The sequence below is a fragment of the Shewanella marisflavi genome (assembly GCF_002215585.1).
GTDB lineage: Bacteria > Pseudomonadota > Gammaproteobacteria > Enterobacterales > Shewanellaceae > Shewanella > Shewanella marisflavi.
Genome location: NZ_CP022272.1, coordinates 4,241,251 through 4,256,306, shown reverse-complemented (window position 1 = coordinate 4,256,306; position 15,056 = coordinate 4,241,251). Strand labels below are relative to the sequence as shown.

Annotated in this window: 15 protein-coding genes; 9 read left to right on the top strand and 6 right to left on the bottom strand. The window is 51.0% G+C overall.

Annotated features, from left to right (window positions below; translation table 11 throughout):
- Positions 1 to 31: 31 nt before the first annotated feature.
- The 8 genes from CFF01_RS18800 (at position 32) to mog (ending at position 9,506) form a co-directional block, all read left to right on the top strand.
- Complete coding sequence (locus CFF01_RS18800) at positions 32 to 466, top strand: rhodanese-like domain-containing protein (RefSeq protein WP_033540830.1); 435 nt, start codon at positions 32 to 34, stop codon at positions 464 to 466.
- 205 nt (positions 467 to 671) lie between these two features.
- Entirely contained in the window at positions 672 to 1,160 is a 489-nt protein-coding gene (gene secB, locus CFF01_RS18795) for a protein-export chaperone SecB (protein WP_033540829.1), read from the top strand.
- Positions 1,161 to 1,166: 6 nt separating this feature from the next.
- Positions 1,167 to 2,186 carry an NAD(P)H-dependent glycerol-3-phosphate dehydrogenase gene (gpsA, locus tag CFF01_RS18790; protein WP_033540828.1) on the top strand — a complete coding sequence of 340 codons (1,020 nt, stop codon included), beginning with the start codon at positions 1,167 to 1,169 and terminating at the stop codon, positions 2,184 to 2,186.
- Positions 2,187 to 2,401: 215 nt separating this feature from the next.
- A complete protein-coding gene (locus CFF01_RS18785) occupies positions 2,402 to 3,586 on the top strand; it encodes a BaiN/RdsA family NAD(P)/FAD-dependent oxidoreductase (RefSeq protein WP_088905806.1) in 1,185 nt (394 codons plus the stop codon).
- Positions 3,587 to 3,852: 266 nt separating this feature from the next.
- Positions 3,853 to 4,755: a diguanylate cyclase gene (locus CFF01_RS18775; RefSeq protein ID WP_033540826.1), complete on the top strand. Its 903-nt coding sequence runs from the start codon at positions 3,853 to 3,855 to the stop codon at positions 4,753 to 4,755.
- 12 nt (positions 4,756 to 4,767) lie between these two features.
- Entirely contained in the window at positions 4,768 to 5,718 is a 951-nt protein-coding gene (locus CFF01_RS18770; protein WP_232479480.1) for an ABC transporter substrate-binding protein, read from the top strand.
- Positions 5,719 to 5,721: 3 nt separating this feature from the next.
- Positions 5,722 to 8,841, top strand: a complete 3,120-nt coding sequence (locus tag CFF01_RS18765) for an ATP-binding protein (protein ID WP_088905803.1) — start codon at positions 5,722 to 5,724, stop codon at positions 8,839 to 8,841.
- Positions 8,842 to 8,972: 131 nt separating this feature from the next.
- Positions 8,973 to 9,506 carry a molybdopterin adenylyltransferase gene (mog, locus tag CFF01_RS18760; protein WP_033540824.1) on the top strand — a complete coding sequence of 178 codons (534 nt, stop codon included), beginning with the start codon at positions 8,973 to 8,975 and terminating at the stop codon, positions 9,504 to 9,506.
- A gap of 61 nt (positions 9,507 to 9,567) precedes the next feature.
- Here the strand turns inward: mog and CFF01_RS18755 are convergent, their stop codons facing one another.
- Complete coding sequence (locus CFF01_RS18755; protein ID WP_033540491.1) at positions 9,568 to 9,747, bottom strand: hypothetical protein; 180 nt, start codon at positions 9,745 to 9,747, stop codon at positions 9,568 to 9,570.
- Positions 9,748 to 9,879: 132 nt separating this feature from the next.
- Between CFF01_RS18755 and CFF01_RS18750 the strand changes: the two genes are divergently transcribed.
- Complete coding sequence (locus CFF01_RS18750; protein ID WP_088905802.1) at positions 9,880 to 10,887, top strand: GlxA family transcriptional regulator; 1,008 nt, start codon at positions 9,880 to 9,882, stop codon at positions 10,885 to 10,887.
- A gap of 66 nt (positions 10,888 to 10,953) precedes the next feature.
- On the opposite strand, the gene CFF01_RS18745 is transcribed toward CFF01_RS18750, so the two are convergent.
- From CFF01_RS18745 to CFF01_RS18725, 5 genes are read right to left on the bottom strand one after another with little or no spacing between them, the layout of a single operon-like run.
- Complete coding sequence (locus CFF01_RS18745; RefSeq protein ID WP_088905801.1) at positions 10,954 to 11,253, bottom strand: hypothetical protein; 300 nt, start codon at positions 11,251 to 11,253, stop codon at positions 10,954 to 10,956.
- Between the two features lie 47 nt (positions 11,254 to 11,300).
- Positions 11,301 to 11,549, bottom strand: coding sequence for a hypothetical protein (locus tag CFF01_RS18740; RefSeq protein ID WP_088905800.1), 249 nt, complete (start codon positions 11,547 to 11,549; stop codon positions 11,301 to 11,303).
- Positions 11,550 to 11,593: 44 nt separating this feature from the next.
- Entirely contained in the window at positions 11,594 to 12,727 is a 1,134-nt protein-coding gene (locus tag CFF01_RS18735; protein ID WP_033540498.1) for an ABC transporter permease, read from the bottom strand.
- A complete protein-coding gene (locus CFF01_RS18730; protein WP_033540487.1) occupies positions 12,727 to 13,461 on the bottom strand; it encodes an ABC transporter ATP-binding protein in 735 nt (244 codons plus the stop codon). Before CFF01_RS18730 ends, CFF01_RS18735 begins: the two co-directional genes overlap by 1 nt.
- Positions 13,454 to 15,031: an alpha/beta hydrolase gene (locus CFF01_RS18725; protein ID WP_408640498.1), complete on the bottom strand. Its 1,578-nt coding sequence runs from the start codon at positions 15,029 to 15,031 to the stop codon at positions 13,454 to 13,456. Before CFF01_RS18725 ends, CFF01_RS18730 begins: the two co-directional genes overlap by 8 nt.
- Positions 15,032 to 15,056: the final 25 nt, after the last annotated feature.

Genomic DNA, 15,056 nt, shown 5'->3' with positions numbered 1-15,056 from the left:
TCTTTAAAGCCACAGAAGTAGGCCGAAAATAATGCAAGAATATATCGAATTTTTTAAAGCCAACCCTATGCTAAGTCTTGCCTGGGTGGGCTTGTTTGCAGCGCTTATCGTGAGCGTTTTTAAGTCTAGTATCTCAAAAGTGAAAACAGTAGATCATCAGCAAGCAACCTTGTTAATTAACAAACAAGACGCCAAGGTGGTTGATGTGCGCTCCAAGGAAGAGTTTAAAAAAGGTCATATCGTTGATGCGATTAACCTGCCTTTGTCTGAAATTAAAAATAATCAGACATCTGCCCTTGAAAAGTTCAAAGCCAGTCCCATTATAATGGTATGCAATGCAGGAATGACCTCGTCGCAAGCAGCTCAATTGATGGTTAAAGCAGGCTTTGAGTCTGTGTATAACCTCAAGGGTGGGATGAGCGAATGGCAACAAAATAACTTACCTGTTGCCAAAACCAAAAGATAACCCACACAAGGATTGCTTTTGTAAAGCATCTTTGATTAGAGTGTCATCTCTTATAAAAAATGGCTTAAATCCACCCATAGGTGAGATTTAAGGAATACTAAATCGGGATGGTGGCTGAGGTCTAAATTAGGACTCGAGTAACAAAGGCCCTAAAGATGATTCTTCTCATTGGATGAATCGAACAAAATTGATTAGGTAGGAAATTATGGCTGAAGCAGTAAATAACGAACAACAGGGTCCACAGTTCAACATTCAACGTGTTTACACTAAAGATATCTCTTTCGAAACACCAAACAGCCCAGCTGTTTTCCAGAAAGAGTGGAACCCAGAAGTTAAACTAGACCTAGACACTCGCAGCGCTAAGCTGGCTGATGATGTTTATGAAGTTGTCCTTTCTCTTACTGTGACGGCTAAAAACGGTGAAGAAACTGCTTTCCTATGTGAAGTACAACAGGCTGGTATCTTCGCTATCGCAGGTCTGACTGAACAGCAACTGGCTCACTCTCTAGGTGCATATTGCCCTAACGTACTGTTCCCATATGCTCGCGAAGTTGTTGGTAGCCTGGTTGCTCGTGGTACTTTCCCACAACTAAACCTGGCTCCAGTTAACTTTGACGCGCTGTTTGCACAGTATGTTCAACAGCGTCAGGCGCAAGCCGAAGCTGCTGGTGAAGCCGCAGAAGCGAACGCTTAATTACGCATGAACAATACTGCCGATATTACGGTACTGGGGGCGGGCTCTTATGGCACCGCCCTTGCTATTTCTCTAGCCAGTAACGGACATAAAACCCTTATTTGGGGCCATGAGCCCGATCATATCGAGAACCTTAAGCGTGATCGATCCAATGAGGCGTTTCTGCCCGGTATTGCATTACCGGACCTTTTGATTCCCGAAGCGGATCTTGCAACCGCCCTCGCTGCCTCTAACAATGTGTTGGTGGTGGTGCCAAGCCATGTATTTGGTCTGGTACTGAAGCAGGCTAAGCCTCTGCTGCGCAAAGATGCGCGTATTGTCTGGGCGACTAAAGGTCTTGAACCTGAAACGGGTCGTTTGCTGCAAGAAGTGGCGCGAGAAATCTTAGGTGATGAATATCCGTTGGCGGTCTTGTCGGGTCCCACTTTTGCCAAAGAGCTGGCGGCTGGCTTGCCAACCGCTATCTCAGTTGCTGGTACCGATGAAACCTTTACCAATGATCTGGTCGAGCTGCTGCACAGCCCTAAGCGGTTGCGTGTCTATGCCAATGACGATTTTATTGGTCTGCAGCTTGGTGGCGCAGTAAAGAATGTGATCGCTATCAGCGCCGGTATGTCAGATGGCATAGGCTTTGGTGCTAACGCCCGTACTGCTTTGATCACTCGAGGCTTGGTTGAACTTACACGATTGGGTGAAGCCATTGGTGCTCAGCCGTCTACCTTTATGGGGATGGCGGGTCTGGGTGATCTGGTGTTGACCTGTACCGACAATCAGTCGCGTAATCGTCGTTTTGGTTTAGCCCTAGGTCAGGGTAAAGATGTCGATACCGCCCAGGCTGAAATTGGTCAGGTGGTTGAAGGCTATCGTAATACCAAAGAGGTCTATACCTTGGCTAAGCGTCTTGGTGTCGAGATGCCGATCACTGAACAGGTGTATAAGGTGCTCTATCAAGGCGGCACGCCACATGAGGCGGCCAAAGACTTGTTAGCGAGAGAGAAAAAGTCGGAGACGGCAGACAGCGAATAGCGGCCATCGGCGACTCATGCTAAATCGAACAAAGGGTGCTAAAATAGCGCCCTTTTTTGTATATGGACATATTTATCCCCGATCACCAAGTACGGTGAAAGAGGGGATTTGTGCAAGGCCAAAAATGTTCCAGACATATTGCGCCATTCCATCTACTTAGTGGATGTTAGGACTTTGCGTCCGTTAGCTATTAACTTGTTTGAGGCGGTATTTAAGTGAAACATCATGACGTGATCATTATCGGTGCGGGCGCGGCGGGCCTCATGTGCGCGGCGACAGCGGGCTATCGTGGTCGAGATGTCTTGGTGTTAGATAACGGCAAACAGGCGGGGCGCAAGATCTTGATCAGCGGCGGTGGTCGTTGCAATTTTACTAATCTTAAGGTGGAACCGGGTAACTTTATCTGCGCCAATCCCCATTTCGTGAAGTCGGCTTTAGCGCGTTACTCATCGCAAGATTTTATTGAGTTGGTTGAGCGTCATGGCATCGAATATCACCAGCGGGATCATGGCCAGCTGTTCTGTAACGACTCGGCCAAAGAGATAGTGACCATGCTGATGACCGAGTGTGAGTGGGCGGGCGCACAGGTGCAACTGCGTACCGATATTCTCTCAATCACCAAGCAGGAAGATGGCCTGTTTATGCTGGAAACCAGCAAGGGTGCATACCGCTGTGAGTCTTTGGTGGTGGCGACTGGTGGGCTCTCTATGCCCAAATTGGGCGCCTCGCCGTTTGGCTATCAGATCGCCGAGCAGTTTGGTCTTAAGGTGTTGCCGACTCACGCAGGCCTGGTGCCTTTTACCTGGCACAGTGAGCAGAAGCAGAAATTTGAGCCGCTATCGGGTATCGCAGTGCCCAGTACCATTACCGCTAAAGACGGCACTCAGTTTAGTGAGGCGCTGCTGTTTACCCACAGAGGCCTTTCTGGTCCGGCGATTTTACAGATCTCCAACTACTGGCAGCCAGGCGAAAGTATCTCGATTAACCTGCTGCCTCAGCTCGATGCCGCAGAGGCCTTGAGCGAGGCGTTGGCCAATCACCCCAAGCAGAGTCTGCGTAATACCCTGTCCCAGTGGTTGCCCAAGCGACTGGTTGAGGTGTTGTTCGATGAGGCACTACTCAACATGGCACTTAATCAGCTGGTGCATGCCCAGCGTGACCAAGTGGCAGATAATCTTCATAACTGGCAGCTTTTGATGAACGGTACTGAAGGCTATCGCACTGCCGAGGTGACCTTAGGTGGCGTGGATACTAACGAGCTCTCTTCTAAAGATATGCAGAGCAAGAAGGTGCCAGGGCTCTACTTTGCAGGTGAGGTGATGGATGTCAGCGGGTGGCTCGGAGGCTTCAATTTTCAGTGGGCCTGGGCATCTGGTGTCGCGGTTGGCCTAGCTGTGTAGCCGTTTTCTTGCCTCCATGACGTGATTCAGTGGGAAACTAAGTCGGTTATCGGTTAAATCTATCGCTTCTAGGCGTATCTTGCTCGAAAGGCCAATCCATAGGATTGGCCTTTTTGTTTCTACGTTGATGCCAGTGATGATTTTGCGTATTGAATGGGGCCGCTCATGAGTTTTCAGGATGAAAAAATCCTTTCTGCTACACTTAAAAATATCTCTATCCTTTTGAAACATTGTGGCTAATTGACCTGGGCTGATTAGGGGATTGCATGGACGAACAATCAGTAGTGCTGGTGGTAGATGACGTTAAGACTAATGTCCTGATCATGAGGCAATGCCTTAAGGATATGTATCAGGTCTGGACAGCCGAAAGCGGCGAAGAGTGTCTTAAGGTAGCCAAACAGAAGCCTGATATTATTCTGCTGGATGTCATTATGCCCGGTCTGGATGGTTATCAGGTGTGTCGTCAGTTGAAGGCAGATCCTGAGACCGCAGATATCCCTATCATTTTTGTGACTGCTAAAGACTCAGATGAGGATGAGCAGAAGGGGCTGGAGATAGGTGCGGTTGACTACATTACTAAACCGATACGACCAGCTATAGTGCGTGCCAGAGTCTCCACCCATATTCAGCTTAAGCAGCATAGCGATAAACTTAAGTTCATGGCGCTGCATGATCAACTTACGGGCCTTTATAACCGTCATTTTCTCGCTGAGCGTGCCGCTCAGAGCCTTTCTAGCATGGTTCGCCATCGAAGCGAATTGGCTATCGTGATGCTGGATCTGGATCATTTCAAAAAAATCAACGATTTCAATGGTCATCATGTTGGCGATCTCGTGCTACAGGCGGTGGCTAAATTGCTACAGGAGAGCTTTCGCAAAGAAGATCTGGTGGCGCGCATGGGGGGGGAGGAGTTTGTGATCCTCATGGAGTGTGGCCTGGATATCGCAAGAGAGAAAACGGAATATGTCCGTCAGCAGTTGGCGCGACTTAAACCTATGGGACTGGAGGTGACCGGCAGTTTTGGTGTGGTGACCGCGAACTACCATAATGCCGATCTATCACACCTTTTGGTGTTGGCCGATGAGGCCGTTTATAAGGCAAAGGCTGATGGACGAAACCGAGTGGTTTGCTATCAGGACGGTGCCTATCTTACGGTAGAAGAAGATTAAGGAATGATAAAAATGATAAAGGGAATTTTTCTGTTGCTAACAGCGTTACTGCTCACCGCTTGTGAACCTAAGAAGGTGGAGGAGCCGATCACCCTAGCCCTGAACCCTTGGCCTGGGTATGAGCTGTTATACCTAGCGAAACAGAAAGGTTTTTTCACTCAGGTGGGCGCCAACATTGAGCTGGTACAGGTCTCAACTTTGTCCGATGCCCAGCGTGCTTACTTAACCGGTTATGTCGATGGCTTTGCCAGCACTATGATAGAGGCGATTCAGGTGGAAGCCTTGGATGGGCAACCCGTTAAGGTCGTGCTGTTAGCCGATTATTCCGATGGTGGTGATGTGATTATTGCACCTAATTCTGTGGAGAACATGCAGGCGCTTAGGGGCAAAACCATAGGTTGTGAGGTCAGTTCGCTGGGGATCTTTGTGTTGGAGCGGGCATTAAATCTGTATCAGATGCAGCTTGATGATGTGAAGATCATCAATGTGGAGCAGGGTGCAGGAGCCAGTGCTTTAGCCATTGGCAAGATTGACGCTATGGTAACCTATCCGCCCTACTCGGTGGAGATACAGTCTACAGGTAACTATCAAGAGCTATTTTCTACCAAGGAGATCCCCGAGGAGGTGTTAGATACTCTGTCTATCTCCTCTGCGGTATTGGCTAAGCATCCGGAGCTGGTGGGTCAGATCCAAAAGGCGTGGCAGATGGCGATGGACTATCTGCAAGAGTATCCCGATGAGGCGATTGCGATTATGGCGCAGCGGGAAGGTTTACCGGTGGCTGACTTTGAGGCGGCGCTTATGGATCTCAAGTTGCTTAGTCGTGATGAACAAAACAAGCTATTTCATCAGCCTGATAAGCTGAAGGCCTTGGGTCATAGTGTTTGTCAGACCTTAGTGAAGATAGAGTCGATAGAATCCGACTGTGCTCATATCGATAATCTCTTTTATCAAGAGCACTAGTCTATGCTGCGCGAGTATCGAGACAAGATAGCCCAGGGCATTGTCTATAAGCTGAATCTGGCTACTTTAGTGTGTGCCTTGATCATCTCTGGTTTGATTGCCCTTTACTATTACGAGGAGATGTTGGAGCGCACCGAGCATCAGGTGGATAATGAGATTGCTCAGGTCTCTGTCTCGCTTCGACTTGCCCTTGAGGTCAGTACTGACTTTAGTAACATGCGTCGAGTCGTTAATAGTATCGCTGCCCAAGGCAGTATCAGGCGTTTGATGTTATTCGATCCTCGCCTGAAGCAGATAGTGGCCGATAATCTGTCCCAATATCAGGGGGGAGCATTGTCGGGTAACTTGGCGCCTGAGTTGGTCGAGATGATAAATCATGTTAGCGATAAGCAGAGTGTCAAGGAGGTGTTGCGCAAGGGGAGCATGGTGCACAAGGTGCAGCAGGTTTATCTCATCTCGCCAGAGCAGCAGCGACTTAGGGCCTATGTACTCTATGTCAAATACGATGCCAGTGACATCGAGGCACATAGCTCTAAAGAGCTATTCCATTATGTGGGCATTCTATTACTAGGCTTTGCCATCTTACTGGTGGTAAACCTCTTTGTGCAGCACAAGGTATTGCTTGATCCCATTCGCCGTATTCGGCGTCAAATTGAGGCCTTTGGTGGCCATAAGATCATCCGCCTGGACAATGAAGATGAGTTTGGTGTCTTGGTAAACAGCTATAACGAAGCCGTCCGCGCCCGTAACCAGAAGCAGTTAGAGCTGGATAAATCACGGCGATATATCGATAACATCACCAATGTGATTCCTATTCAGTTGGCCTATGTGGACGCCAGAACCCGCTATCGCTTTATTAATCAGCATTACCTTCAATGGTTTGGCAAGTCAGAAGAGCAGGTATTAGACCAAAAGGTCGAGGCGGTATTACCTCAGGATGTCTATCAGCTGATCCAGCCTTATCAGCAGGGGGTGCTTGAAGGCAAGAAGCAGGTGTTTGAGGCAGAAACCTTAGATGCACAGAAACAGCCTAGATTTTTCCATATCACCTATGTGCCCGACATCGGCGATGACGGCAAGGTTGAAGGATACTTTGTCTGTGTCGAAGACCTGACTCGGATGAAGATTAATGAGCGCAAAATCGAGTCTTACGCTCAAGAGATGGAGTTCAATAACTGGGCGCTCTCAGAGGCTCGTGAGAAGGCGGAAGTCGCCGCCAAGATCAAGGAGGACTTCTTAGCCTGCATGAGCCATGAGTTACGCACGCCGATGAATGGCGTGATCGGTATCTTAGGGCTGCTGGCTGAGACTGAGTTGTCGCCAATGCAAAAGCGTTATGTGGATGTGGCCTCCACCAGCGCTGAGTCTTTGTTGTCGCTGCTAAATGACATTCTCGACTTTTCCAAGATAGAGTCAGGTAAATTTGAGATTGAGGCAATCGAGTTCGACTTGGTGGAGCTTATCGATCAGTTTGTGCAGTCGGTAACGCTAAAGTTAGAAGAACGACATCTGCCCTTGTTCTTGGATATCAGTCAATTAGAGTACCGCTATGTGGTGGGTGATCCCAGCCGATTGCGCCAGATCTTGATGAATCTGATTGGCAATGCCATTAAGTTTACCGATGAGGGATGGATTGCCCTTAGGTTGTCAAATTGGAAAACAGAGTCGGGAGCGCTGCAATTTTGCTGTGAGGTTGAAGATACCGGCATAGGCATAGCCAAAGAAAAGCTCGCCATGTTGTTTAACCCCTTTATTCAGGGCGACAGCTCGACGACCCGTATGTTTGGCGGCACAGGTCTGGGCCTCTCTATCGCGAAACGCTTGTGTGAGTTAATGCAGGGGGAGATAACGGTCGAGAGCCAGCAGGAAGTGGGGAGTATCTTTAGCTTTACCCTGGCTCAGCAGCCAGCTCAAACGGATGGGGATCAAGGTTGGCGAACAGGCTTGGCGCCTGAGCGAGTCACGTTAATGGGCCAATTGAATGACTTCGAGCAGATGCTAGGAGAGTTGCTCACCAGCTGGGGAGCTAAGGTGACATTTCTCGATGCGAACCAAGCCATTCCCGCTTCAGATGTCATCATTTATAGTTTCTCCGCCGAGCGGGAGACCTTTTCCGGCGAGCTGAGTCGTTGGCGCCAGTTGGCCGAAGAGCAAAGTGCCATAGTCTTGCCGCTACTCGCCCATTGGCAGCAATTAGAGTTTGAGAAACAAGATGCCAGAGTGCCTCATCTGGGGCGGCCATTGAACATTGGCCAGCTGATCCGCGCCCTGTCGGATCAGCCGCTGGAACAGGAGTATGAGCCCAGCATAGAGCCGATTGTTAAACCCAGTATGACAGACAAGCCTAAGGTGCTGGTGGTGGAGGACAACAAGGTCAATCAGATGGTTGCACTGGGGATGTTACACCAACTGGGCGTTGAGGCCGATGTGGTTAACAATGGTCGAGAAGCCTTGGAGCTGCTGTCGGCGAAGCAGGATAATCCCTATCTGTTGATTCTGATGGATTGCCTGATGCCTGAGATGGACGGGTTTCAGGCGACGGCGGCGATTCGTGAGGGGCAAGGGGGCAGTCAGTTCTGCGCCCTGCCCATTATTGCTTTGACTGCCAATGCGATGAAAGGTGACAGGGAGCATTGTATACGTGCAGGTATGGATGATTATCTGACTAAACCCTTGGTGCTGGAGGTACTGAAAGAGTGTCTGTATCGCTGGTTCTCCCTGAGTCAGCCAAACTATGAATCTGCGATGACCCATGAGCCAGTAATAGAAGTGGCACCAGCTTCGATAGAGGAGGCCAATCCGCTGTTTGATCGAGACAGGGCCCTGGCCTTGATGTCAGGCGATCAGGAGCTGCTCGATGAGGTGCTAAAGGTATTTGTGGATGAGATGCTGCACCACAAAAATGCCTTTGTCGCAGGCATAGACTCGGCCGATTGCGACGCCATTCGCTCAAGTGTACACGCCATCAAAGGCGCTGCCAGCAACTTGAGTATGACCGCTCTGGTAAAGCTTGCCCGACAAGTAGAGATAGATGCGCGGCGCGGCGATCTAGAAGCCATTATTGCCAATCAACAGGCGTTTCTCGATCTGCTGGAAGAGACCCTTGCCTGCTGCCAGACCTAGCTTTGCTCGATGGGATCGCGTTATTCGGTCTCGGCGGCTTTAGTGACGCACAAAATATGTTATTTTAGGGCGCACCGATGGAGCGGCATCAAGCACCGCTCGCGACTCAAAAAAATCAAAGGAAAAGTGGAATGGCAAAAGCAAAGATTGGCATAGTTACCGTCAGTGATCGCGCCAGTGCAGGCGTGTATGAAGACATTTCCGGTAAGGCAATTATCGAGGTCTTGGGGGAATACCTCACCTCGGAGTGGGAGCCTGTCTATGAAGTCATTCCCGATGAGCAGCCTATTATCGAACAGACCTTGATTAAGATGGCCGATCAGCAAGATTGTTGTCTCATCGTTACCACTGGTGGCACAGGCCCGGCTAAGCGTGACGTGACGCCGGAGGCAACCGAGGCTGTGTGTGACCGCATGATGCCTGGCTTTGGCGAGCTAATGCGCGCCGAATCACTCAAGTTTGTGCCGACCGCTATCCTGTCTCGTCAAACGGCGGGTCTGCGTGGTGACAGCCTGATCGTCAACCTGCCTGGTAAGCCCAAGTCGATCCGTGAGTGTCTTGACGCTGTGTTCCCTGCGATCCCTTACTGCATCGATCTGATGGAAGGCCCTTACCTGGAATGCGATGAGTCAGTGATCAAGCCTTTCAGACCTAAGGCAAAATAGGCAGCAAGCCATACCTGAATCCAAGAAAGCTCAGCTCTGGCTGGGCTTTTTTATTGCCCGTTTATAGCCCCTTGCGGATGATCTGGTGCGCGCTAAAGGCGCTAAATAACAACAGGCTGGGGATGGCAATAAAATGGCCGAACAGGTTGGGCTGGGTGGTAAAGTGCAGCCATAGCAGCAGGGTCCAGCTTATGCCCAAGTAACCCAGGCTTAGGATCAGGTGTAGTGTCCGTGTGTTCATCTGCTTACTCCTTCTTTTTGCAATGTGGTCAGTATAAAAACTCGACAAACAGGCCAGAAGTGTCATTATTGACAAAATAAGGGTGATAAGTGACAAGTGACAAGTTACAAGTGCTTAGATGAGGGAGAAGGGATGAAGACAATCATGATACTGGCGGCGGGCAATGTGGTGGCCGGCGGCATAGTGGGGCTGATTGATGTATTTAGCTTTACCAATGCCCTGTATCGCAGGCTCAATCCTGATGCGACTCAAGACCTGTTTCATTGCCATATCGTCTCCGGCGATGGCAAGGCGATCACCACCAATCAAGGCTTCCAATTGGCGGCCATGGGTTTGACCGACGATACCCAGCTACAAACTGCCGATGCCGTGGTGCTGGCGTCCGCCTTTGTGACCAACAAGGCGGAATTTAACCAATATCAGCAAGATTTTTTGCCCCTGTTATCCCCTCTGAGAGCCTATGCGCAAACGGGTAAGCCTGTCGCCGCCTATTGTTCAGGTACGCTGATGTTGGCGACCTCAGGGCTGCTGGATAACCGGCGAGCCACAACGGTTTGGTGGTTGTCACAGATGTTTGAGCGTAATTTTGCGCGGGTTAAGCTCTGCATGGACTCCTTGGTGGTATCTGACGGTCAGTTTCATACCGCGGGGGCGACCACCTCAAATTTAAGCCTGGCCTTGCATTTGGTTGGGCTGCTGGCGGGCGAGTCGTTGGCGCAGCAGATGGCTAAAATATTGCTGATCGATCCTAATCGCTGTTCACAGCAACCCTTTATGACCATGGCAATCACCCCCGAGCACCACCAGGATGAGTTGGTCAGAAATATTCAGCAGTGGATGCAGGCTAACTTAAATCAAAATTGGTTACTCGATGAGGTAGCCACTAAGTTTGCCGTGGGTAAGCGCACTCTGATCCGCCGCTTTAAGCGGGCGCTTAATGAGACCCCCGCCAGCTATATGCAGCGGCTGAGGGTCGATGAGGCTAAACGCTTGTTGGAAACCACTGAGTTGGCGTTAGAGCAGATCGTCGCCCGAGTGGGTTATGAAGATGTCAGCTCCTTTCGAAAGCTGTTCATTCAGTTGACCAGCCTCTCGCCGAGGGCCTATAGGCAAAAATTTAACACTCACACTTGTTGCTAGCGGACTGGCTTGGTTTGTGGCAAACGCCGAGGCTGAGCTTGAGTCGAGCCAGAGCAGGTCCAAGCGTTACTTTGAGGTCTTAGTGTGCTTTTCCATGTGGGCCTTGAATAGAGCGTCATTTTCTTTTTGCTCTTGGCGCTCTTTTTCGTCTATGGCGTTCATTACTTGGCGCTCACACTCAAGGCGGGTGTTTTCTCTCTGTAGCGGGTTGGTGGCGTGATCTGTCTGGGCGCCGCACAATGCGTTGGCGCAGCCCGACAGTCCACTCAGGGCTAACAGGCCAACGAATGTGCGTTTAACAGCTGACGAAATGGTTATATCCTCTTGTACCTTGTATTTTTTAAGCGATTTATCGTATTTCGCCATTATAAAACCATAGGCGGTCTCTGGTACAAGAGAAAAAGCTTAAGCCTTCAAGCATTGCGGCTGAGCGTCTCAAACTCCTGCTTCAATTGGTAGTCGTTGTCGGTGACTATGCGTTCCAGCACTCTGACTCTTTGCTCCAGCTGTTCATTGTGTTGCTTGAGCCTGAGTACCTCATCAGTGTTATCAGACACTTGCTTGCGCTTTTGCTGTTTTAAGTAGTACTTGTACATTTCACTTAAGGTGGTTGCGGCCACGAGCACCAACATGATGATCATGACGACTTGTTGCTTATCCATAGCAGGTTCCTCATGTTTGGGCCTCCTTGGGAGGCCCGTAGGGGTTAGAGTCCGAAGACGATTTTTTCACTCTTGAGTGAGCGTTCCATACCAAAGGCCAGAGCCAGGGCGATGATAAAGGTGATCGCGCTGGAGAGCGCCAGCTGCAGCATGGGGATCTCTTTGCCCTTGATGAAGGCGATCAGTGCCTGCATCTGACCCGATATCGGCAGCCACTGTAGTGTGTCTGGGGCTATGTTGTAGCTCGCCGCCATCGACAGCATCATGGGGACGATCAGCACTATGGTGAGATAGGACTGCGCCTCCTTAAACGATTTGGCCATAAAGGAGACAAACAGCTGTAGCGCCGCCGCCATCAGGGCGATGGGCAGGCCAATCGCCAGCATCAAGAGGATGAAGTCGACATTGATGTTGACCGAGAAGCCCAGCTCCTGCCAAGGCACGAAGCCGTAGGCGATTTTAGAGATCACTAGGGTGAGAATAAGCCCCAACATGGCAAAAATAGTAACTGCCGCCACCTTGGCCACTACGATATCGCGAGTCGATACCGGGTGGCTGAGCAGCAGTGCCAGGGAGTTGCGCTCGCGCTCGCCGGCGCTGGTGTCGATGGCCAGGTTCATGCCCGAGATAAACACCGCATAGACCATCATGAAGATGGCGATGCCCAAGATCATTCCGCCCTTGGAATCAGAGGTGGCCTGATCTTCCACCTTAACTTTGATGGGCTGCATCACCTTAGGGTCTATGCCGCGGGCGATAAGTCGCAAGCTGCCCATCTCGGCACTATATTGTTGCAGTGCCTTCTCCAGACGGCGAATCGATGACTGCAGTTTCTCGTTGGAGTTGTCGGCGATCAGCACTATCTCGGCTGCCTGGCTCTTGGCCATGTTGGCGGCGTAGTCAGGGCTGATGACGAGTTCTATCTCTTTGCGGTCGCTCTCTTCGCCTTGGCTGATCTCGTTGCTGGCGAGATATTTCACCAGATCCGGGGCACGCTCACCATGGGTGATGGTGATGTTGAGCGCCTCTGGGCTGGTGATCTGGCCAATGAGGATCATAAACATGCCACACATCATCAGCGGCGCGCCGATGGCATAATAGAGCCCGGCCATGACAGAGCGTTTGTCTCTGGCGGCATCGGTCAGCTCTTTTCTGACCATAGTAATAATTGAACTGATCATGCTGCGATTCCCTCGTCAGTACCGATTAGCTGGATAAAGGCATCTTCCAGTGAGTCCTTACCTGTCTGTTGGCAGAGCTCTTGGGGGCTGCCAACGGCGACCACTCGTCCCTCGGCCATGACGATCACCCGATCACACAGGGCGGCAACTTCCTGCATCACATGGCTGGAGAAGAGTACACAGTGTCCAGCTTCTTTAAGATCTTTTAGCAGGTCACGCAATACCCGGGTGCTCATCACGTCCAGGCCGCGAGTCGGTTCGTCGAGTATGATATTGGTGGGCTCATGCACAATCGCCTGGGCCAGTGCCGTCTTCATGCGCTGCCCCTGAGAGAAGCCCTTGCATTTACGATCGGCAATATCATTCATATGTAGTTTGCCCAGCACCTTGGCCGAGGCGGCCTTGGCCTGATCGCGGGAGAGACCATTGAGCTCGGCAAAGTAGCGAATGTACTCTCTGGGCGTCAGGCGCTCATACAGGCCGAAGGGATCGGGAAACAGTCCCAGCTGCTGCTTGGCGGCAACAGGCTGTTTGGCCACATCTATGCCGTCGATTTCGGCGATCCCTTGATCTGGCTTAAGCAGACCAAAGACGGTGCGTAGACAGGTGGTCTTGCCTGCGCCATTGGGGCCCAGCAAGCCGGTGATCTGGCCGTCCAGGGCCTCGAAGCTCAGATCGTTCAGCGCCTGCACTTCGCCGATGCGCTTAGATAAATTCGATACCTTAATCATGTTGCACTCCTTGCTGCTGGTCGTCACTAAGCTTGGCCTGGCTGATGCTCTGGCTGAGTGTGTCCTGCGGGATGGCTTCTACCGTGTTGGCATTGAGGTAGAAGTTACGACTGACATCATTGTTTAAACAGGTTGGCGAGAGTCCATCAACGCTGCCGCTGCCGATCAGTTCTGCGATAAGGGTGTTGGCGCAAGACTGATAAGCCACACCATGGGTGGCATAGGGGGCAACGAAGTGTTTGGCATTGGTCAGCTTTGCGGTTGCCAGCTCGCCCCAGCTCGGTGGTGTCGCGGGATCTATCTCGCCAGATAACAATAAGGTGGGGAGGCTACTGGCAATGGGGTCTGCAAAATCAAGGCTAACAGGTGGGATCTGCCAGATAGGGCAGGAGAGATCGAATGCCTTGATCATCTCTTTACCGAAGTAGCTCTGTGTTAAGCGCTCGCGCTCCGCCTCGCTAAAGCGGTGCCAATCTTCGCCACAAACCACGGCCGAGTGCATGCCGGCTGCAATGCCTGTGCTGTTGACGGTAAGGGCGTAAAGTCCGGTGATTGCCTGATAATTGCCCTGGGCTGCCTGATGGATGGCATGGGGCAGTAGTGCCCTGACATTAGGCATGTAGAGAGCCATGCGGATGGCGCCCATAAATTTGCCCTTGGTCATCACGAGTTGAGTGGGCGCATTGGTTAGCGGGTCGCGTGTCTGGCTGATCGCCGCACCTTGGCTAAGCAGGGTTTCAACCTGGGCGAGTTCTTCACCAAGTTTCGGGAATTGTTGATGACACAGGTCGTTGTTTTGGCAATCTTTTAGCAGCAGATCTATGGCGCGGGTGATGGCATCGCCAATATTAATCACACTTTGCTGCATGGGGACCACACCATCTAAGGTGACGGTGGCCAAGGCTTCTGGATGGTGGCGCATATAGAGCTGGGCCATACGAGTGCCGTAAGAGATGCCATACAGGTGCAGTTTTTGGTAGCCAAGGGCTTGTCTGACCGCCTCGAAATCTTTGAGGGCGGTTTCACTGCCATATTGGCTGACATCGGCATCAAGCTTATCAAGGCAGGCCTTGGTCTCGGCGGCGATATCCAGTTGCTCTTCATTAAAGGCCAGGCCGCCTTCGAAACCCTCTCCGTCGCAGGTCAGTGGGTTTGAAAGACCTGTGCCGCGCTGATCGATCAGCAGAATATCGCGCTGCTGGCGCACCTTAGTAAAGATCTTGTCGAAGCTGGCGGCGTTATCTATGGCCGACTGGCCAGGACCGCCTGCGATGGCTAGCAGGGCTTCTTTTTCAAAGCTGGGCTTGATGGCGGGTAGGACCAGATAGTGGATCTGTATCTGTTTTCCCTGGGGGGCGTCATAGTTTTCGGGCACTGTAATAACGCCGCAACGCAGACGATCTGATAGACCATCGACATAGCAAGCCTCAGTCTTGCCTTCTTCTTTTGGGTTGGCCCAAGTGGGCTGAGACAGCAAGAGTATTGCCATGCAAATGGGCAGTAGTAGCGCCAAAACCCGCTGCCTGTGGGGGTGCCTATTGACCATCAATTTTACCTTTCCTTGAAGCATGATACCGATTCCTTAGTTGAAATTT